The sequence below is a fragment of the Paenibacillus sp. FSL E2-0190 genome (assembly GCF_037992965.1).
Taxonomy (GTDB): Bacteria; Bacillota; Bacilli; order Paenibacillales; family Paenibacillaceae; genus Paenibacillus_AQ; species Paenibacillus_AQ odorifer.
In genome coordinates, this window is the sequence record NZ_CP150306.1 from 5,526,035 (window position 1) to 5,547,342 (window position 21,308).

Sequence of the window (21,308 nt, forward strand, 5' to 3'; positions counted from 1 at the left end):
GTTCGCAAAAAGAAATATGTGGTTTATTGTTCAGTTCAACCCCCGATAGGCCGCAATAGTCAAATAATTCATGTAACTATTGGCTTTCAAGGAATAAATGTCGTTTACCAGCTTATGTAGGGGAGGCAAGCCTTCCTTATCATAATTACGGCTGATGCAATCCCAAATATCCTTGCTGGTTACATACTCATAGCCGAGGAGCCGGAATTCTTCAGCTTTGCTGCGGCACATGGCTTCGATTTCTTCACTATGTTGATCATGATTCCACTGTTCCGATTCCACGTGTTGACACCTCCAAAGATCGCTCATGTTCGTATGCTCACCATAGATATTCGACTCTTGTTCTTCGCTTTCCTTCTTCCGTCACAAAAAGTTAATGCCACTAAAACAAGGCATGCCGAGATAGGGGTACAGCATATCCATAAGAATAGACAAGTTCGCCAGCGTTTTATTTCATTTTGGGAAGAAGGCGTGACCTTTGAAGAAACAGAGCTTTATACAAGGAACTTTAATCTTGCTAGCCGCCGGCATCATTAATCGGATGCTTGGATTTATTCCCCGGATTGCTTTACCCCGTATTATCGGAGCAGAAGGTGTGGGTCTGTATCAGCTCGCGTATCCTTTTTTTCTTGTGCTGGTTACTGTCATTACAGGCGGGATTCCACTGGCGATAGCCAAGATGGTGGCGGAAGCAGAAGGAGAGAATCGGCCTGAAAAATCACGGCTGATTTTACGTACTGGACTTGCTCTTAGTATTGGACTTGCAATCTTCTTTACATTGGTTGCTTTGGTAAGTGCCTCATGGGTCTCCAATGTTATCTTAACAGACCATCGAGTTTATTATACGTTTATTGCCATGATCCCAATGATTGGGATTGTCGCCGTATCTGCAATTTACCGCGGTTATTTCCAAGGCAAGCAGAACATGATACCATCGGCGCTCTCCTCCATCTTCGAATCTTTAGTTCGAATATTCTTTATGCTCTGGTTCTCCTGGTTGTTGCTTCCTAAGGGTATTGCTATGGCGGCGGCTGGAGCGATGTTAGGTGTGACGGTAGGAGAAATTGGCGGAATGTTAGCGATTCTGTGGCAATATTATGTCATTACTAAAAAAGATAAAAAGCAGACAAATCCGACTCCAGAGCAACCCGCTCTCGAGCCGGAGGTTATCCCATCTGATACACAAGGTGTGAAAGCCAACTCCCCCATATTACGGCGGTTACTAGGCATATCCATTCCCGTTACAGCAAGTCGGCTTGTAGGCTCTTTTTCTTATCTGCTGGAATCTATTATTACTGTGCGCAGTCTCGCCTTGGCAGGTATAGCCGCTGCTGCCGCTACAGCTCAGTACGGGTCTTTACAAGGGATGGTTGTTCCTTTATTGCTGCTGCCCGGGGCATTAACCTCTTCACTTGCTGTGTCTCTGGTTCCTTCCATATCAGAAGCTGCGGCAAGAAAGGACTTGCCCACCATTCACAAGCGTATGCATCAAGCGTTGCGGCTTGCGCTGGTAACAGGGGCTCCTTTTGCTGTTCTTATGTATATCCTGGCGGTTCCGCTATGCAATTTGTTATATGGTAACGCGGATACAGCTCCTATGCTGAAGCTCATGGCTCCATTCGCCTTGTTCATTTATGTTCAAGCTCCTTTACAAGCTGCGCTGCAAGCTATGGATCGACCGGGCAGGGCACTCATCAATACCTTAATTGGAGCAGTAGTCAAAATCATTCTGATCGTAATACTGGCATCGCAACCTGAATATGGAATTTACGGCGCCATCATAGCCATTATTGTGAACAGCATTCTGGTTACGCTGCTTCACGGATACAGTGTGGTCAGTCTTATTTCATTATCTTTAAGAGTAACCGAAACCATAAAAACCTTATGTGCAATGGTCATTATGGGAGCGGGCGTGCATTATGTATACACTTCCATTCCCATTGCAGATGTACAATGGATTCAATTTATATTTGCCTCTGCGATAGGAATGGTCCTGTATTTCGGAATCAGTCTGTTAGCTGGCCTTATCTCAATTCGTGATTTGGACCGTCTGCCGTTTATCAAACGCAGGCTCTAAAAAGCTATCTGTTGTCCAAACGGTCGACATAAATTCTGCCCTTATGATCTATGGAGCATAGAAATACATTTTTGAAATCAGATACTCCTTTTTGACGAATTTGAGTTCTTAACCAAAATCTGGTTTTTCCAATCATCTCTAAATTCTGATCCTGCACCTTGCCATCCATAATCAGAGGGATTGGAAGTCCTTCATATCTGATCTTATTCTTCGGCAGCTCTATCTTACGGTTCTTATTTCCTTTATTATCGTCACTCTTTTTATGCTCAGCAGCTGCACTGCTATTGCCTGATGGGTTAGAGGATGAACTCCCCTTCTCTTTCTCGAATACGGTTAGCTGTCCACTAGGCTCCAGGATTGCAAATTCCACGTCAGCAGGACTGGCGATGTTCTGTCCACGCAACTGCTGCAGCAGATCATCAATATTATATCTCTGCCTACGCATTTCGCCCCGGTGCAGCTTGCCGCCAGAAATGAGTATGCTCGGTTTGCCGTCCATTAAAAGTCTGAGCTTTCTGCTCTTAAGACTGAGCTGAGCCACAATTACCTGTATCAACACCAATGTTGCCATCGGAACGACTCCTTCATAGATCGGCCGATTAATATCCTCAAGCACAAAAACAGCAATCTCAGCAATCATGATGGAGATCGTTAGATCAAATACAGACAGCTTACCTATTTCCCTCTTCCCCATGATGCGCATACACAGGAATATGAAGAAATACATCAGCACGGTCAAGAAAATATGGGTAGAGATATGCTGGAACATATAGCTTCGCTCCCCTCCATTCTCACCCGCAGACTTGTTTCCTCGGGTGGATTAATGTAACCCTATTCTGACCGCTCTGTGCAGGGAACATTCGGAAGCCGGCATATTAATTAATGGTAAAAAGGCTGCAATGCCCTTTCTTGTACTATTGGGGCAAGCCATCCCATACAATGAATAATAACTATGTTGATTCTTTTTCCTCAAAAAAACTTTAGGAGGTTGTACCATGTATTTAATCCGGCGCATGTTCTCGTGGAGAATAGCCAATCCTGTGTTATCTGGCCTATGTCGATCATTCCTTTGGATGCTGATGGGTGCGTTTGTCCTCTCACTTTTGTTATGGGGCAGCAGTCTGAAGGAGCAGGATCTCTCAATGTACACATACATTGTACACGGCATAGCTGCAGCATTCGGAGGACTAACCGCCGGTCGCAGAGCCACGAGCAAAGGCTGGTATCAAGGAAGTCTTACAGGCGCATTTTATGGAATTATCGTTCTGTTGATCGGTTTTTTGGCACTGGACAGCGCACCCTCTGGTGTGGATCTGCTATGGGTTCTGGCAGCTGCTGCAATTGGCGCTCTCGGCGGAATGTTTGGCGTTAATTTACAAAAAAGCTAAAATTATAATTCCATTAAATTCGAAACATTCCTTGAAAATATGTTAAACTGTGATCATCTGACTTCATTAAGAGATCAAGGAGGCTTCGATTGCTTTGTTTTACCAATCAATGAACCATATTGTTTTGTACACAGTTGCATTAGTAGTGATATTAGTATGGATTGGCGCTAAACGTAATCCACTCATGGCATTGGTTGAAATTGGGAAAGAGATGCTGCGATCCTATAAGTTTTTGTTGCTGATTGCAGGAATGTTTGGCGTATTAGCCATAAATAAATATGAACTGCAAATTGAACAAAAAATGCATCTTACCTCTGATTATACGCCGTTTATATTTGGTCTAGAGGGTCATTTTGTCCAAGCCGTTCAGGATATATTCTACAGTCCATGGTTAACACCGATCATCGTCTTTTTCTACATTTTCATGCTTCAGTCTGTTCTAGCAGCATCATTAGGGGTCTATCTGTTAGATAAAAACCGGGTGATGTTATATGCCACCTGCTATGCTATTATTATCAACTATGCCTTGGCGATTCCATTCTATCTTTACTTCCCGGTAAACGAGGTTTGGTCCTATCTGCCAGCGGGCGTCAAATTTACTATGCTGGATGTATTTCCGAAATTCGAACAGGAATATAGACCGCTATCCGGTCTCAATAACTGCTTCCCGAGTCTACATACGTCCATATCTGTTACAATGGCACTTCTGGCCTTCCGTTCAGGGAACCGCCGCTGGATGGCCATCACTAGTATTTCCGCAGTTGTAATCGTCTTTGGAATTTTCTATCTGGGCATTCATTGGCTTACAGATATGATTGGTGGAACCTTGCTAGCTGTACTAGCCTCTACAGTTGGCGTTCAACTTTCCAAATTAACTTTGCGGGGACGTGAAGAGTCGCTTACCGTTCCGAGCCGCGTAACAAATGTACGTTAAAGTTAAACTGCTAAATCTTAATAACCTTAAAGATCAAAAAAGCGGTGTCCTCTCCAATGAGAAGACACCGCTTTTTATTTACTTAAATAACAAGTCTATACTTTCTCTTCGACATCCGTCGCCACAGCGTGGCTGATGGAACCGCGATCAAAAGTCAGCTTAGTTACATCGTTGACCCGCAGAACCACGATATCATCGGAAATTTCCATGATCGTACCGTGAAGCCCTCCAATAGTAACGATTTTATCGCCCTTTTTCAGAGCTTTCAACATTGCGTTACGAGTTTTGGTCTTCTTTTGTTGCGGACGAATCAGCAAGAAGTAGAATACTACAAACATAAGAACAAAGGGACCTACCAGGCCTAGTATACTACCTCCACCACCTGCGCCAGCTGCATATTGAAACGATTGAATCATATTTCTCCCCCCTTTCAAAGTACATTAAAACATGACTCTTAAATCAAACCCTAAAAGCCTTTAAGATTATCATATAATCCGTATTTGGCAAAAAACTCATCGCGAAAATCAAGCAGCCGATCTTCTTTGATGGCTTCACGCACTTTACGCATTAAATCCAACAAGAAGTGCAAATTGTGGTATGTCGTCAATCGAAGTCCGAAGGTTTCATCGGCTTTGATTAGATGGCGCAAATAAGCGCGGGAATAATTCCGGCATGTATAGCAATTGCACTCCGGATCAAGCGGCCCAAAATCACGGGCATACTTAGCGTTGCGTACAACGAGTCTTCCCTGACTGGTCATCGTTGTTCCATTACGGGCAATACGAGTAGGCAAGACGCAGTCAAACATGTCCACTCCTCGGATTGATCCTTCCAGCAGCGCATCCGGTGAACCCACGCCCATCAAATAGCGAGGTTTGCCTTGTGGCAGCAGGGGAACTGTATAATCCAGCACTTCATACATTAGCTGCTTGGACTCTCCGACGCTGAGCCCCCCAATAGCATACCCCGGGAAATCCATGGAAGTCAAATCAGCCGCGCTCTGACGGCGCAGATCTTCATACATGCCCCCTTGCACGATAGCAAAAAGACCCTGATCGTTAGGACGAGCATGACTTTTCAGGCAACGTTCAGCCCAGCGCGTGGTGCGCTCTAGGGATTTTTTCACATAATCATATTCAGCCGGGAATGGAGGACATTCATCAAATGCCATCATTATATCTGAACCCAGGGAGTTCTGAACCTCCATCGCTACTTCCGGAGACAGGAATTTCTTATCCCCATTTAAATGGGAACGGAAATGAACTCCTTCTTCTGTAATCTTGCGCATGTCGCTTAACGAGAATACTTGAAACCCGCCGCTGTCTGTCAGAATCGGACGATCCCAGTTCATGAACTTGTGCAGTCCACCAGCTTCACGAACAATATCATGGCCTGGTCTTAGAAACAGATGGTAAGTATTGCTCAAAATAATATGGGCATCCATCTCTTTCAGCTCTTCAGGACTCATGGTCTTAACTGTAGCTTGTGTGCCGACTGGCATAAATGCTGGTGTCTCAATCACACCATGTGGAGTGTGGACTCTTCCAAGTCTGGCTCCGGATTGTTTGCACGTTTTGATGTGCTCATAAGTAATTGCTGCCATAAGTTAACCCATCCTCTTACCTTAATAAATAAACATTGCATCTCCAAAGCTAAAGAATCGGTACTTCTGCTCTATCGCTTCTTCATAAGCAGCTAGAATATGTTCCCGACCTGCCAAAGCGCTAACCAACATAACCAAAGTAGACTTTGGCAGGTGGAAATTGGTAATTAGCGCATTTACTACACTGAACGTATACCCTGGATAGATAAAAATATCCGTCCAGCCGCTGCATTCCACAAGCGGACCACCTTCACATTGTCTTCCGACCGTTTCAAGTGTCCGACAAGACGTTGTACCAACTGCAATAATACGGCCGCCTCGTGCCTTAGTAGCATTTATGGTATCTGCCGTTTCTTGAGACATTACGAAATACTCAGAATGCATAACATGCTCTTCAACCTTCTCTACAGACATCGGACGAAAAGTACCGAGACCTACATGAAGGGTGATATAAGCGATATTTACACCCTTAGCCTCAATCTGTTCCAGCAATTCTTGGGTAAAATGAAGCCCTGCGGTAGGCGCAGCGGCCGATCCCTCATGCCGAGCATACACAGTCTGATATCGTTCACGATCATCCAGTGTTTCCTTAATATAAGGTGGCAACGGCATCGTTCCCAGCCTGTCCAGAATCTCCTGAAAAATACCCTGATATATGAAACGAAGCGTACGGCCGCCCATATCAGCTTCGTCCTCGATAACGGCACGAAGCTCATCACTAAAGATGATCACCGCGCCTGTCTTGAGCTTTTTCCCTGGCTTTACAAGAGCTTCCCAGCGATCATCCCCAAGATTCTTCAGGAGAAGCACTTCCGCCTTAGCACCAGTATCTTCTTTCACTCCAAACAATCTCGCTGGAATGACTCTCGTATCATTTAGAACAAGCGTGTCTCCGGGATTAAAATAATCAATAATATCGGTAAAATGCCGGTGAGCCAGCTCTCCATCCTCCTTATTCACTAGAAGCAGTCTAGAAGCACTGCGATCAGCGAGAGGTGTCTGGGCAATCAATTCTTCCGGCAAATGAAAATCATAAGCATCTACATTCATGGTCTGTCTTCATTCCTTAACTATAGTAACGTTCTTATAATAGTGTTGCAATATTTGCTTGTAATCATACCCGCTGTCCGCCATGCCTTTCACGCCCCACTGCGACATGCCTAGACCATGGCCGTTGCCTTGTCCAATGAACAGAAAGCCCGAGCTGTTAGTGATCACTCTGGCCGCAGAATCTCCGCCCATCACTACAGTTCCACTGCCATTCACATTAACCTTCCCCGATGCGGAAAGCACGCCAGCACTCTGCGAGCTGCTAATTGTGGCGGTAGCGCCGTCAGCGCCTAATACAGTATAACTTCCGGGTGCCACAATATCAAACAATGTACTAGGTAATCCATTAAACGCGGAGCGGAACATATCAGGATATTTCACATTCAGAGCCTGACCATTAGCTTTCACCTGAATCGCTCTTCCAGAAGGACCGCGCTGGGTGACCTGCAGGTTAGAGATGCTGGAAGGGAGCGTGCTTGTTGTTTTACCCTGCAGGCTTTTTAGAAGTTCAGCAGAGGTATACGGCCCTTTGATCCAGCTATAGCTGCCAGACTCATATACTTTATCCAGAGCCACAGCGTTCTCACCCGGATTCAGCTTTCCGACTGCACTAACACTGCTCTCAATAACTGGCAGAGGACGTATATTCACATCTTTGGTTGTAGCGGTAACTATATCGAGTCCGGCAGCGGTTTTGCTGCCCGTCAATTTAATATTATCTTCACGTGCATAACCAGAGGTACCATTCGCAAGCAGAACATAATACCACTTCTTAGCAGCAGCAGCCGAAACATCTTCAACGCTTGGAACACTAGCAAATACATCGCCACCATTCGCCCAAACCTCTGAAGGGTCAGCTGTCATACCTCCACTATTGGAAGAAAATACAGCCTCAACAACTTTACCACCACCCATCAGCACTTCACCAGCAGTAGTATCTACAGCTTTGATAATGGAGGGAGCTTCAGACCCGATTCCGTTATATACCTGACTAAGAGTGGTATCTACTACATTCGCTACATCAAAACGGTTGCCTTGGGACAGCGCATAGCTGCGGGCGGCGACAGCCTGAGCTTTTAGCGCTTCTTCTGGCCAGCTGGAGGAAACCTCTCCTCCAACTACGGCATACAAATATTGCTCCAGCGGCACTACATTAATTACAGCCAGCGATCCGCTCAAATTGCTCAGTTCCAAATTTCCGCGATATGTACGCTTGGATCTTTCCACTAACTGAATCCCAGCCTCGCTGCCTGCAGCAAGAAATTTAGCATTGCTTCCAGAAACCAGATAATGATCGGCTTGAGTTTCACTGCTAAAATCCAGTCCGGCATCCTTACGCAGTATTAATCCAGGCGAGGTCGCCACCGAAACCGTAAATTGTGGTGCCGCCGTAGACACAGCGGCCTGAACAGCTGTTAAATCACTATCGTTGGCAGCTTCGCCTACCCATACCTCTACTTGTGCACTGCCATCGTTTCCTGTCAGAAACACCTTCCAAGCATCCAAACCAGCTGCGGTGAGGCTATTAAGCGCCACATCTGCTTCCTGCTCCGAAGAATAGCGGCCAGCTGATAAATGTTTATTACCTTTCACTGCTGGGGTTTGGTCAGCAGGAATGCTCAACCCTGCTTTGACTACACGGGTAAGCCCATCCTTGGCAGCTGCTTCACTAGCATAGACGCCCGTGTACAACTGATACACAGTCGCTCCATTTCTGGAGATTGCAAAAATCTGCGGTTTATCGGAGGTGGATTGGAGCTTTTTAGCTGCATCCGCTGCTGTCTGCCAGCTTGAAACCTCCATCACCTTAACTCTATATCCGTCCAGACTTACACGAATTTGCTTCTGTGCTGGGACAGACACCAAAGGAGCACTTCCTGCTTGATCCGACAGCAAAGTAAAGCTTTGCGTTGATAGCAGTGTTACTGCTGGCACAGTGGATTTATATTTACTTCCAATATCAGCATAAAGAGCAACTCGTATCGTGCTATTAGAATCGGCATGACTGGCACCCGCAGGGATCAGGAAACTTCCTACAGCAAGCGCAGCCGCAAGCAATCCTTTGCTTAGCGGGGCGACCCCTCTCCATTTCCTCTTCGTATGCTTCATCCAGCATCCTCCTTTATAATTGTAGTGACGAACTAGTGCTGCTCCGGAGGGAGCGGAAGCCCTAAATGATGATAAGCGGCCGGGGTTACAATTCTTCCACGCGGACTCCGCTGCAAGAAACCTATCTGCAGCAGGTACGGCTCATATACGTCCTCAATCGTCTGACTTTCCTCACCAATCGTAGCTGCAATCGTATCCAGTCCTACAGGACCGCCGCGAAAGCTTGAAATCATAGCACTTAACATCTTGTGGTCAATACTGTCCAGCCCACGTGGGTCCACCTGAAGCATCTTCAATGCTTCCCCAGAAATTTCAGGAGTTATAATTCCATCTCCGCGCACTTGAGCAAAATCACGGACCCGCTTCAATAAGCGGTTAGCAATCCGCGGCGTGCCCCGCGAACGAAGCGCGATCTCTTCTGCTGCATCGCCAACAATCTCAATGCCTAAAAGATCCGCATTTCGAGAAACAATGTAACTCAGCTCATCTATGTTATAGAATTCCAGGCGACTGACCACTCCGAAACGATCACGCAGTGGTGCAGACAGTAGTCCTGCCCGGGTTGTGGCACCTATCAGTGTGAACGGCGGCAAATCCAATCGTACCGAACGGGCACTTGGCCCTTTGCCGATCATGATATCCAGCGCGAAATCCTCCATCGCAGGATACATAACCTCCTCAACCGTGCGGTGTAAACGGTGAATCTCATCGATGAAAAGCACGTCGCCTTCCTGCAGATTCGTCAGCAGAGCGGCAAGATCGCCTGGACGCTCTATCGCAGGGCCGGAAGTTGTTCGCAGGTTCACACCCAGCTCATTGGCGATAATATTAGCGAGCGTTGTTTTGCCCAGACCCGGAGGTCCGTACAGCAGTACATGATCCAGCGCTTCGCTTCTCATTTTGGCCGCTTCTATATATACCTTCAGGTTTTCTTTCACCTGAGTCTGGCCGATATATTCTCCCAGATAACGAGGACGCAAGCTTAGTTCTACCGCCTGCTCATCCATCATCAAATTCGCGGATATAATCCGGTCATCCATTTCCTATCGCTCCCTTTCTTTAGGATGTGTACGGCTTTACTTAGCTATATATAGCAGCCCTAGTGCTTTCTTCATCAGCACATCTACAGTGCCTGTCTCTGCTCCCTCTTTCTTCAACGCGAGCCACACGCGGTCCAATTCGCTTTCGGTATAACCCAGCCCCTTAAGCGCATCCCGCGCCTCTTGCCAGGCCAATCCATCCGTTGCTTCTTCCGTTGGCACTGCAAACAATCCCGTTTGCATTGAAGCCATACTGAGTCCGTCCAGCTTGTCCTTCAAATCAAGGATCATACGCTGTGCCGTCTTTTTGCCAATGCCCGGTAATTTCGTTAAGAACGTTATATTCTCTTGATAAATCGCTGAAATCAACTGATCCGGTGTTCCACCTGTCAGGATTCCAAGCGCAACCCTAGGACCGATGCCAGATACCTCTATCAGCTTGCGGAACAATTTTTGTTCCTCACGAGTCGGGAACCCAAATAATAGCGTAGCGTCCTCACGTGTTTGGTAATGAATATAGATCGTTACAGGTCCTTCTACTTTAGCAAAAGCATAAGGATTCGGGCAGAATACCCGGTATCCTACTCCCTGCACATCCAGCACCACATATTCCGACTCCAAATGAACAACGGGTCCTCTTAAGAAATCTATCATTTTCGCAATACCTCATTTAATTTAGAATTAAGACTGCTCGAATGGGCATGGCATACCGCTACCGCCAGCGCATCCGCCACATCATCGGGTTTCGGAATCGCCGATAGCTTCAGCAGCAGCTTCACCATTTCCTGGACCTGCCGTTTCTCAGCCTTACCATAACCCACAACAGCCTGCTTTACCATCATAGGTGTATATTCCGAGACGGGGAGACCCCGCTGTACTGCAGCTAATATAGTCACACCGCGGGCCTGCGCCACTGGCAATGCTGTAGTAACGTTGCGAGCGAAAAACAGCTTTTCTATCGCCACAGCATCGGGTTTATATTTATCAATGAGCTGACCCATGCCTTCATAGACATGCAGCAGTCGTTCTTCTTCAGGCGTATGAGCCTCAGTCTGAATACAACCATATTGGACGGGGGTCAGTTTATGTCCTTCCTTATCCACAAAGCCAAAGCCGACGATCGCCAGCCCCGGATCAATTCCCAAAATACGCAAACACGATCTCTCCTCTATAACAGGCAGATTATTCCACCGTTTTCATCCATTCCTCCGCCATGAAGCGAACATATGTATTCCTTCTAACCATTATAGCAAAAATCGCCCTTGCGGGAGAAAAAAAGTTTACTGTTTGCAGCGAAATGGCAACTTTAGGCCTACAGCTAAGACTCTTCCCCGTTTCATTTCACACAAAAAAGCTGCCCTCAGCCATTAATAATGACTTTAGGACAGCTTTATCAAAGCTATTGCTTGTTCTGCATGACATGCTCAGCAGCTTCGCGGGCATAATCACTGAAGGTAGACAGCACACTGTTGTACTCTTCAATATCCTGAACACGAATCCCCTCATGAAGCTCTTTCCAAATATTTTCCGGCAATGAGGATTTCAGGGAACCCATATCCATTTGAAAAAAAGTCTTCAGTACCTTCTCCTGAACTGGCGGACCTTTAAACAAGGTCAAATTCCCAAACGCATCTACACCAATGTAAGCTTCATTTTTTATCATTGTCGATAAATCATTCACTTTTTGTTCCAGCCACAAATCCCCTTCTGAACTAATCCAACCGCTCCATTCAGGGTGTTCATTGATTATAGTCTTCAGCTGAAGCGGGTTCTTTACGCCCGGCAACGTCTGAATCTCTTCTCCGGACACATAGGTTGTTTTTAAATGAACGGTTCTGCTGAGCCCACTTTGGGTGATGGTTTGCAGCAGTTGTTCATTATTTAAAGTGCCCTTCTCTTTTGCCTCATCACTGTCCTCGCCTACTTTAAAGACAGCTGCGGCCAGCTCACTATCGGCACTATCCGCCCAGCTAGAATTCGTCAGCAGACCACTGATTTCCTCAGGTACCTGCATACTGCGCCAAGCCAGTACAGCAAAAGCTATACAAGCAGCTCCTACCCAAAGCGCCTTTTTCCAACGTCTCCATCGCCGCCAAAGTTGTTTTTTTAAGCGAAACGCGTTCACTTTAATCCCTTCATTCTGGTTTTTCCCTATTGTGACCTAAGAAGGGAGCATTTATGCGCTTTTCTGTGAATAATCGACATTTCTCCAAAAATACAAGGTTGACCTTGCAGTATAGTTCAAGATTTATGGTATAACCAATAGACTATTAGTTCTTAGTGTGCTATGCCATTGGATTGGGCGTTTGGGATGGTGGCGATGTAGGCGTTCTGCGTTTGCGTGCTGGGGAATGCGTTCTGGTGCTGGGAGTATGTGTTCTGCGTTTGCGCGTTGTGCGGAGTGGATCTAAAACTAATTAGGGAAAAACTCCCTGAAAGTAGGAGAAATTTGCTCTAAATGAACGAAACCAGGGAATTCCTCCCTAATAAATAGGCTGTTTTCCTTATTTCCGGGGAATCAGATATAAAATTAGGGAGTTTTTCCTCAATTATATGCCTGACGACCAGAATCCTAAGAATTTCAGGGAGAAATTCCCTAATCGCTCTATAAGAGTTTTACTTTTCGCTTCAATTGAAGCATAAGCTCATTCTTCACTTTTTGTTTCACCTAGGCCTCACTCGGTGTTCACTCGGTGTTCACTCAGTACTCTCTCGGTACGTCACTTGAAGCATCATTTGTCATCAAATGCAGCTTCAGCTTCAAGTGTTAATTCCCTTTACCTTTGTTCAGCCCCTTCTTCGTATTAAAGTCACATTTAAGCGTTAGGAACCACCGGCAGCTTCACATGGCTCGGATACTCACGATTATGGTAAACAGTCTGCAGCACAGTAATCGCTTCTGAATCTTCATACGGATTACTGCCTGTATTTGTATTAGGGAAAGCAACGAATTTACTGGACGAAGTAATCGAGAACCGAATTCGGTGTCCCACAGCAAATCTATGGGCAATATTCGGCATGAAAATATCATATTTCTCCACCTGCCCAGGAATCAGCAGCTCAGGCGCTTCCAATCCATGACGGTATTTAGCTCTGACAATATAATTGGATAACCGGATAGAGTCCCCTTGTTCATTCACGTCACTAAGCGTAACAACCCAATCCGTATCTTTGCCAGTGCTGGCAGCATAGATAACCGCAGACAATTCTCCGGCCACAGTCAGCTCATCCGTCAGAATATCACTAGTGTAGACAAGGATATCATTGCGCAGCTCGTATTTTCGCAAATTCTCAGGCTCTCGTTCACCGCTATCATTCATAGGATCATGAGGATTATAGATATAAGTATCTTCAGGAGAATGTTCCTCAGGCGCTGCAAGCAGTTGCCCATCCCCATGTCCTGAATTCGCCCGCCCGCCGCTGGAAAGGTAGAAGGAAGAAGTTGTGGCTTCAGCAGGTGTCCAATCTGCGGACGTTCTCCACTGATTTTCACCAACAACATAATAAGAGGCTCTAGGCTCCTGATCTATTCCATTTGGAATGCCTTTGAGGAAGCGGTCGAACCAGCGCAGCACAGAAACATCGTAATCATAGACTACGGCATCATTGCCGAAGCTCACGCCTTCGTAGTCTCTAGCTCTGTTCGGCCCGTGCTCCCAAGCGCCCAGACGGATTTTTCGATTTGGCACATCATGTTCTGTCAACATTCTCCATGTTTCCGATACGCCGGCGCTGTCGCCGTCATACCAACCTGAGATAACATACATAGGCACCTGCACCTGATCACCGCGCTCGGTAAAAGTACAGTTTTTCCAGAAATCATCATACTCCGGATGCTGGCTCCACAGATCCCATGGACCTGATGTTTTACCAATCATTTGCTGAGGGATCTCTTTAATCGGTCTTGCATCAACGGCTGCTTCCGGATTCACCGTAATGCCTCCAAAGATATCAAAATCCGTCCGAGTACCCACAGATTGAGCAAGAGTCCAAGAGAGCAATGGCCAAGAACAAAGGGTTCCCCCTTTGCGAACGGTATCAACAAATGGAGAGCCCACGTTCACTTCATCCACAACCGCCTTCAGATTCGGGTGCCCACTGGTGGCCGCCGCCACAACAACAAAACCTAGATAGGATGCGCCCCACATGCCGACGTTGCCATCCGACCAGTCCTGAGCAATAATCCAGTCAATCGTATCATAACCGTCATCCCGTTCATTATAAAAAGGAATCAGTTCGCCTTCCGAATCCGCCCGACCTCTAACATCCTGCGATACTACTGCATAACCTTTATTGGCCCATCTCATAAAAATCTCTTTTTTTCCGTTGCGGTCATAACATGTTCTTACGAGAATTGTCGGCAGCTTAGTTCCCGGCTTAATGCCCTCTGGTAAAAAAACATCTGTCGCCAACTTCACCCCATCGCGCATCGGAATCAGATCAGTACCCAAATCGTTCACACCATATTCTGCCTTAGATAGAAGAGGATCGTCGTAGACCACTAACGGAGTCAGCTTCTCATAACCTGCTTTAACCATAAGCTCAATACCATACCGATTCGGCGTTAAAAAAGCGATAATTTCCCCGTCCAAAGTCACAATGTCCAGAGCCGTCTCTTTGCGCAGCGCCCATACTTGTGAGGTCAGTTCGCGGCCTTCAATCTGCGCCTGATACTGGATATGCTTTTGATAGATATCGCCATTACTCAGCACTACCTCGTCTTCTGCCCATTCTGCATTAGCATAAGCATCCAAATGTTTATGGATTTTTTGAAGCGGGAGTACGGTCTTGAACTGTCCATCCAGCACATTGTCCTGCATTTGCGTTCTTCTGCGCGGATCGACCTTAGCTAGCATGATCTGTTGCTCTGTAAAATGAATTTTGCCTGTATAAACACCAGAAAAGTAGACGTTAAATGTAGATGTGTGTAAGTAGGTTGTCATCTGTTTATCCCCTATCCGCAAATTTCTTCAAATACGCGCAGCCAGTTGCCGCCCATGATCTTAGCAATATCTGCATCCGCATAACCGCGGGCAACCAAACCTCTAGTAAAGTTAATAAAATAACTATATTTCTCAAGTCCAGCAACGGTTTCTGTAGAAGGTCCGTCTCCTTTGGCGAATCCAAGCTTGGGTGCGATATGTTCTTTAAAATAAACCAATGACCAGAGCACATCGCTCATCGGCCAATCCGTTCCAATTCCGACATGATCCACGCCTACAAGCCGGATTACATATTCGATATGATCCAGCACATGGTCAATAGTTGTATGTTTAGGATCTTCATGAACAAACCAAGGCATAGCAAAAATACCAATAACTCCACCCGTCTTGGCTATCGCGATAATCTCCTCATCACTTTTACAGCGCATATGCGGATAGATCGCCTCTACACCCGTATGTGAAGCAATCACCGGAGTTGTGGAATAAGCGCAGGCATCTAACGTAGTCTGTTTCCCGCAATGCCCCGTATCTACAATGATCCCCAGCTTGTTCAAGCGTGCAATGAATCTTTTCCCAAAATTAGTGACCCCGGCGTTCGATTGTTCTGCGCAGCCCGCCCCAATCTGGTTCTGATTGTTGTAGGTCAATTGTATAATTCTTAATCCGAAGTTATAAAGTACATCTAATTGATCGAGATTCGTGCCCAGACCATCCGTTTCTTGTGCTGTGATAATGCCCGCTTTATAACCATTACGCTTGGCAGCACGTATGTCTTCGGCAGTTAAGGCTTTGATTAACCAATCTGCAGAATCGAATTGCAGTTGCACCTCTGCCATGCTTGTAATGATGCTGTCTAAGGATTCCAAATGAAGTTCGCGGTTCCCTGCTGTAATTCCGGACTTGTACCACTCTTCCTTATACTCAGGGATCTCTCCGCTCGCAGATAGCTTTGTGATGATTTTTGCAGGCATACTGCTGTATACCATTGGCTCATCTTTATAAGGCTCACATAATTCTTTGATTCTGTCAGAGATAGAGTCTGGAATCGCGCTTGGAGATAAGGGGCCTTGAAACAGCAGATCGATAATAATGTTCTGTTCATGCAAGCGTTTAGCCCGCTCCTCCTCTTGCTCCGTCAACTTGAAATCATACAGACCTTCATAAGTGCTCATCGTGTAGTCGCTCCTTAGAATGCAATTTCAGTGCCTTTATGTAATCTAACAGCTTCATTATATATAAAATTAGCTGCTGCTAAATCCTCAATGGCCAGCCCTAATCCTTTAAAAAGAGTAATGTCAGCTGCGGACCTTCTGCCCTCGATAGTGCCACTGATCAGCTCACCAATCTCCCCGACAATATGATCTGCTGTAATTTTGCCTTCGTTCAGCGGGATTAAATAATCACCAGATTCATTCTGAGCGGATTCCAGCCGATCTACATATAACTTAGCTAATTGGACGGTCTCCGAATCCAGCTCACGGTCATTTGGTCTGCATGCGCCGACAGCATTGATATGTACACCCGGTTTCAGCCATTCTCCCTTGAGCACAGGTTCGGTGGATGCTGTCACGGTACAAATGATATCCGCTGCGCTGACTGCCGCTTGAACTGTCTCGGCAACAATGATCTGCACATCATATTTTTGGCTCATCTCCATTTGAAAATCCTGTGCCTTTGCGAGTGTCCTGCTCCATACTTTTACCTCACGGATGGGTCGAACCCGCAACATCGCTTCCAGATGACTTTTTGCTTGTTCCCCAGTTCCAAGAAGAGCAAGGATTTCGGCATCCTCTCTGGCCAGATATCGGGTTGCTGCTGCACTGACTGCCGCCGTACGAATGGCTGTAATCTTTTGTCCATCCACTATAGCTTTCAGAACACCCGTAGATGAATCGAATAGGGTAACAAGACCTTGATGAGAAGGCAGGCCTGAACCATGATTGCTGGGAAATACACTGATGATTTTGGCACCAGCTACCTCTTCATGCTGCAAATAACCCGGCATTAAACCGAGCAGATTGCTCTTTTGTAAAGGAAGCACTTGTCTTAAGCTTTGTACGGCTTGTCCAGCGGACAGAGCCTTCAAAACAGATTCCATAACGGAGATGCAAGATTCCATAGCTAACAGTTCGGCCACTTCATTTTGATTAATGACTAGCATAAGACGGACCTCCTTCTCCTCATCATGATTGCACGAACGCGAATATAAAATTTTCTTACTATCATAACTTATCCGGTTTAAATATTCATGTATAAAGCTGGAAGGCAAAATTTGTCCTGACCCGAGTTATTCTCTATACTTAATATAGTACGTATTATATTTTAAGGAGCTGACTATTGATTATGGCTAATAAAATAACTTTAGGAAAAACCAATCTGCAGGTTCTCCCGCTGGGTCTGGGTGCCAATGCTGTTGGCGGGCATAATTTATTTCCGGGTTTAAATGATGAAACCGGCAGAAATATTGTGCGCAGCGCTCTGGATCATGGGATTAATTTTATTGATTCCGCCTTTATTTATGGACCAGGAAGATCCGAGGAACTGATTGGCGAAGTGCTGAAGGAAAGAGGCGGCCGCGACAATGTGGTCATTGCTACTAAAGGCGCTCACGTGATTACCGGTGACAAGATTACACTCGACAACTCTCCAGCTTTTCTAAGACAGTCAGTAGAAGACAGCTTGAAACGCCTCCAGACCGATTATATTGATCTTTACTATATTCATTTCCCTGATGAAAGCACACCTAAGGACGAAGCTGTAGGTGAACTTAAGAAGCTGAAAGATGAAGGGAAGATTAGAGCCATCGGGGTGTCTAACTTCTCCATTGATCAGCTGAAAGAAGCCAACAAAGATGGTCATGTGGATGTTCTTCAATCCCACTACAATCTGCTGCATCGTGATGCGGAACAAGATTTGCTGCCTTATACGCAGGAGCATGGCATTTCTTTCGTGCCCTATTTCCCACTTGCGTCGGGCCTGCTGGGCGGCAAATATAAGCAAGGCGATACATTCAGCGACATTAGAAAAAATGACCCGCTATTTCAAGGGGAGACCTTTGCCAAGAATCTGGAGAAGGTGGACAAGGTTCGTCAGATTGCCAATGCTAAAGGTGTCGAAGTCGCACATGTCGTACTTGCCTGGTATTTGACCGTACCTTCCATCGATGCGCTTATTCCGGGCGCCAAACGTCCTGAGCAGATCGTTTCCAACTTAGAGACGCTGAAGGTGCAGCTGACACCAGAAGAGATCAAAACTATAGATTCCATATTTAAGGCGTAATCTAGCCTCATTAGATTAAGGGGTTGTCCCATGGCCACGAAATGGCTGCTGGGGCAGCCCCTTTTCTGCTTGGGTTCATCGGATGATTCGGGTTAGATAGTTCGATTGCCATGATTCGTAAGATTCGTCATTCGTTCGTTTTATTTCCTTCGTACGTTCGTTCGATCGACCTATCACAGCTCCCCGCACAATGCCCTATCGGACACAGTTGACCCGTAACGCAGCATTATTGCACATTTGGAATTCCAACGGACCTCATAGCCTCTATTGGCACAAAATACACCTAATATGAACCTTTTTCTAAGCAATAACGTCTCTGGGGTCCGAAACCCTGCTGAAAAGGCGATAAATTTGCATATAACGTCATCTGGGTCCGTAAGCGGCAGCGGATGGCAGTCGATCGTAGTGGAGAGCAATCATTCTTCTCCAATATCCTAAATTCTTTGTATTAGTAAATATTGTTTGCTATACTTTCTCTGAAGTAACATTGGACTTTAATTTTTATAAAAAGGGGAATTCCTTGATGATTATTCAACCTAAAACTCGCGGATTTATATGTACAACAGCCCATCCAGAGGGATGCGCCAAACAAATACAACAACAAATTGAATATGTAAAAGCACAAAAGAATATTGAGGGACCTGCTAATGTACTAGTCATTGGCGCTTCTACCGGATACGGACTAGCTTCCAGAATTTCAGCCGCTTTCGGTGCTGGCGCCAACACTATTGGTGTTTTCTTTGATAAAGCTGCTGAAGGTCAACGTACAGCTTCTGCTGGCTGGTACAACTCCGCAGCTTTTGAACAACAAGCAGCGCAGCTTGGACTTAAATCTCACAGCATAGTTGGCGATGCCTTCTCCGATGCTATCAAAGAGAAGACCATTGAATTGATTAAAGCTGAATATGGCACAGTTGATTTAGTTGTCTATAGTGTCGCTTCACCACGCCGCACTCATCCGGTAACAGGAGAAACCTTCTCCTCCGTCATTAAACCGGTGGGAACCGCTTATTCGAACAAAACCTTGAACTTCCACACAGGTGAAGTTTCCATGACCACTATTGAGCCTGCTTCAGAAGAGGAAGTACGTCAGACCATCGCAGTTATGGGCGGCGAAGACTGGAGAATGTGGATCGATCAGCTTCAAGCAGCTGGCGTGCTTGCCGATGGAGCTACAACCGTTGCTTACTCCTATATCGGGCCTGAAATCACTCACCCTATCTATCGCGACGGAACGATTGGTCAAGCCAAACATGATCTGGAACAAACAGCGATCCAACTGAATGATCGCCTGTCCACTCAAGGTGGACGTGCTTTTGTTTCCGTGAACAAAGCTCTGGTAACCCAATCCAGCTCCGCGATTCCTGTAGTCCCTCTTTATATCTCTGCATTGTATGAAGTAATGAAGGAAAAAGGGCTGCACGAGAACTGTATTGAACAAATGTACCGTTTATTCTCTGAGCATCTTTACAGTGGGGGCGAAGCTACTGCTGACGGAGGCTGCTTGATCCGAATTGATGATTGGGAAATGCGTGAGGATGTTCAGACTGAGGTTATGAAACGTTGGGACGAGCTGACAACCAACAATGCAGGTGAGCTTGCTGATCTTGAAGGCTACCGCCAAGATTTCTTTAACCTGTTTGGTTTTAGAACAGAGGGTGTAGACTACGAAGCTGACATTGATCCTAATGTCGACATTCCAAATATGTATTAATAACTGATTTATAGACAAATGAGGTTATCTCTGAAGTAGTGAATTCTACTGATGAGATAACCTCTTTCTCTTTTAGATAGACATTGGCTTACCTCCCCTCTTTATGATATGGTTTGATTGAATACTGCATGTTCTACTAACATTCGAAGGAGTGAGTCACTTTTGGTTAAAAAAATTAGTGTAGCAAACGGCGCACTTGAGGTGTCACAAATTTCGCTTGGCTGTATGCGGATTGCTGATTTATCTGCAAAAGAAGCAGATACACATGTACATAGTGCCCTCGAGCTCGGAATAGACTTTTTTGACCACGCCGACATCTACGCAGCTGGCAAAGCCGAGGAAGTATTCGCAGGTGTACTGGAGAACAATCCGGGTATGCGTGATAAAATGATGATCCAAACCAAATGCGGAATCCGCAACGGTTTTTTTGATTTCTCCAAGGAACATATCCTGCAATCCGTGGAAGGCAGCCTTAAGCGCTTGAAAACAGACTATATCGACGTCCTACTGCTTCACCGTCCTGATACGCTATTCGAGCCAGAAGAAGTCGCTGAGGCTTTTGATATTCTGGAAAGCAAAGGTATGGTCAAACACTTTGGTGTCAGCAATCAGAACCCGTTGCAAATCGAGCTGCTTAAGAAAAATGTAAAGCAACCGCTGCTGTTCAACCAGCTGCAATTGAGCATTATGGTCACTGGCATGATTGATACAGGTTTCAATGTGAATATGACTAACTCCGGTTCAGTTGTTCATGATGGCGGGATTTTGGAGTACAGTCGCCTGCATGACATGACCATTCAGCCTTGGTCGCCTTTCCAATATGGCTTCTTTGAAGGCGTATTCTTAGATAACGATAAGTTCCCTGAATTGAACGAGGTCATTAACCGCTTAGCAGCTGAAAAAGACGTAACCAATACAGCGATTGCCATCGCATGGATTCTCAGACATCCGGCAAATATGCAGCCTGTCGTTGGCACAACTAATACGCAGCGCTTGCGTGATATTGCCAAAGCTTCCGATATTACTCTCACTCGGCAAGAATGGTATGAAATCTACCGTGCTGCCGGCAATGTCCTTCCATAAACACCTAAAGCCACGAGGTACGTTATTAACGTACGCCGTGGCTTTTTTACAAGAGAGCGATTCAATCCTCACGTTCTAGTAAAACTAG

19 protein-coding genes are annotated in these 21,308 nt (G+C 45.9%); 6 read left to right on the forward strand and 13 right to left on the reverse strand.

Going from position 1 to position 21,308, the window contains the following annotated elements:
- Positions 1-30 precede the first annotated feature (30 nt).
- A complete protein-coding gene (locus NST25_RS24305) occupies positions 31-282 on the reverse strand; it encodes a post-transcriptional regulator (protein ID WP_036677655.1) in 252 nt (83 codons plus the stop codon).
- Positions 283-478: 196 nt separating this feature from the next.
- Between NST25_RS24305 and spoVB the strand changes: the two genes are divergently transcribed.
- Positions 479-2,077, forward strand: a complete 1,599-nt coding sequence (spoVB, locus tag NST25_RS24310; protein ID WP_076130398.1) for a stage V sporulation protein B — start codon at positions 479-481, stop codon at positions 2,075-2,077.
- 4 nt (positions 2,078-2,081) lie between these two features.
- Here spoVB and NST25_RS24315 read toward each other — a convergent pair whose 3' ends face one another.
- Positions 2,082-2,846 carry a DUF421 domain-containing protein gene (locus tag NST25_RS24315; RefSeq protein WP_076130399.1) on the reverse strand — a complete coding sequence of 255 codons (765 nt, stop codon included), beginning with the start codon at positions 2,844-2,846 and terminating at the stop codon, positions 2,082-2,084.
- A 226-nt stretch (positions 2,847-3,072) separates the two neighbouring features.
- On the opposite strand from NST25_RS24315, the gene NST25_RS24320 reads away from it, so the two are divergent.
- Together NST25_RS24320 and NST25_RS24325 are read left to right on the forward strand one after the other, a co-directional pair.
- Positions 3,073-3,465 carry a TIGR04086 family membrane protein gene (locus tag NST25_RS24320; RefSeq protein ID WP_036677660.1) on the forward strand — a complete coding sequence of 131 codons (393 nt, stop codon included), beginning with the start codon at positions 3,073-3,075 and terminating at the stop codon, positions 3,463-3,465.
- 94 nt (positions 3,466-3,559) lie between these two features.
- Entirely contained in the window at positions 3,560-4,399 is an 840-nt protein-coding gene (locus NST25_RS24325) for a phosphatase PAP2 family protein (protein WP_340392659.1), read from the forward strand.
- 95 nt (positions 4,400-4,494) lie between these two features.
- Here the strand turns inward: NST25_RS24325 and yajC are convergent, their stop codons facing one another.
- The 11 genes from yajC to NST25_RS24380 all read right to left on the reverse strand — a co-directional run bounded on the left by yajC (position 4,495) and on the right by NST25_RS24380 (position 17,305).
- On the reverse strand, positions 4,495-4,815 hold the full coding sequence (gene yajC, locus NST25_RS24330) for a preprotein translocase subunit YajC (RefSeq protein ID WP_038572999.1): 321 nt from the start codon (positions 4,813-4,815) through the stop codon (positions 4,495-4,497).
- Between the two features lie 50 nt (positions 4,816-4,865).
- Positions 4,866-6,002: a tRNA guanosine(34) transglycosylase Tgt gene (gene tgt / locus NST25_RS24335; RefSeq protein ID WP_036677666.1), complete on the reverse strand. Its 1,137-nt coding sequence runs from the start codon at positions 6,000-6,002 to the stop codon at positions 4,866-4,868.
- 21 nt (positions 6,003-6,023) lie between these two features.
- Positions 6,024-7,052 (reverse strand): tRNA preQ1(34) S-adenosylmethionine ribosyltransferase-isomerase QueA, encoded by a 1,029-nt coding sequence (gene queA / locus NST25_RS24340; protein ID WP_340392661.1) that lies wholly within the window; start codon positions 7,050-7,052, stop codon positions 6,024-6,026.
- A 9-nt stretch (positions 7,053-7,061) separates the two neighbouring features.
- Positions 7,062-9,161 (reverse strand): SpoIID/LytB domain-containing protein, encoded by a 2,100-nt coding sequence (locus NST25_RS24345; RefSeq protein ID WP_340392662.1) that lies wholly within the window; start codon positions 9,159-9,161, stop codon positions 7,062-7,064.
- 32 nt (positions 9,162-9,193) lie between these two features.
- Complete coding sequence (ruvB, locus tag NST25_RS24350; RefSeq protein ID WP_036677672.1) at positions 9,194-10,201, reverse strand: Holliday junction branch migration DNA helicase RuvB; 1,008 nt, start codon at positions 10,199-10,201, stop codon at positions 9,194-9,196.
- 36 nt (positions 10,202-10,237) lie between these two features.
- Positions 10,238-10,855, reverse strand: coding sequence for a Holliday junction branch migration protein RuvA (ruvA, locus tag NST25_RS24355; protein WP_036677675.1), 618 nt, complete (start codon positions 10,853-10,855; stop codon positions 10,238-10,240).
- Positions 10,852-11,355, reverse strand: coding sequence for a crossover junction endodeoxyribonuclease RuvC (gene ruvC, locus NST25_RS24360; protein WP_036677679.1), 504 nt, complete (start codon positions 11,353-11,355; stop codon positions 10,852-10,854). Before ruvC ends, ruvA begins: the two co-directional genes overlap by 4 nt.
- Before the next feature lie 245 nt (positions 11,356-11,600).
- Positions 11,601-12,326 carry a BofC C-terminal domain-containing protein gene (locus NST25_RS24365; protein ID WP_076281190.1) on the reverse strand — a complete coding sequence of 242 codons (726 nt, stop codon included), beginning with the start codon at positions 12,324-12,326 and terminating at the stop codon, positions 11,601-11,603.
- Between the two features lie 691 nt (positions 12,327-13,017).
- Positions 13,018-15,144 carry a CocE/NonD family hydrolase gene (locus NST25_RS24370; protein WP_340392663.1) on the reverse strand — a complete coding sequence of 709 codons (2,127 nt, stop codon included), beginning with the start codon at positions 15,142-15,144 and terminating at the stop codon, positions 13,018-13,020.
- Positions 15,145-15,155: 11 nt separating this feature from the next.
- On the reverse strand, positions 15,156-16,316 hold the full coding sequence (locus NST25_RS24375) for a membrane dipeptidase (RefSeq protein WP_076278864.1): 1,161 nt from the start codon (positions 16,314-16,316) through the stop codon (positions 15,156-15,158).
- A gap of 14 nt (positions 16,317-16,330) precedes the next feature.
- A complete protein-coding gene (locus NST25_RS24380) occupies positions 16,331-17,305 on the reverse strand; it encodes an ornithine cyclodeaminase family protein (RefSeq protein ID WP_076185517.1) in 975 nt (324 codons plus the stop codon).
- Between the two features lie 182 nt (positions 17,306-17,487).
- Between NST25_RS24380 and NST25_RS24385 the strand changes: the two genes are divergently transcribed.
- From NST25_RS24385 to NST25_RS24395, 3 genes are all read left to right on the forward strand, one after another.
- Positions 17,488-18,423 (forward strand): aldo/keto reductase, encoded by a 936-nt coding sequence (locus NST25_RS24385; protein ID WP_076185518.1) that lies wholly within the window; start codon positions 17,488-17,490, stop codon positions 18,421-18,423.
- Positions 18,424-18,946: 523 nt separating this feature from the next.
- Positions 18,947-20,137, forward strand: coding sequence for an enoyl-ACP reductase FabV (fabV, locus tag NST25_RS24390; protein ID WP_340392664.1), 1,191 nt, complete (start codon positions 18,947-18,949; stop codon positions 20,135-20,137).
- 162 nt (positions 20,138-20,299) lie between these two features.
- Positions 20,300-21,220 carry an aldo/keto reductase gene (locus NST25_RS24395; RefSeq protein WP_038573011.1) on the forward strand — a complete coding sequence of 307 codons (921 nt, stop codon included), beginning with the start codon at positions 20,300-20,302 and terminating at the stop codon, positions 21,218-21,220.
- The last annotated feature ends 88 nt before the right edge of the window (positions 21,221-21,308 follow it).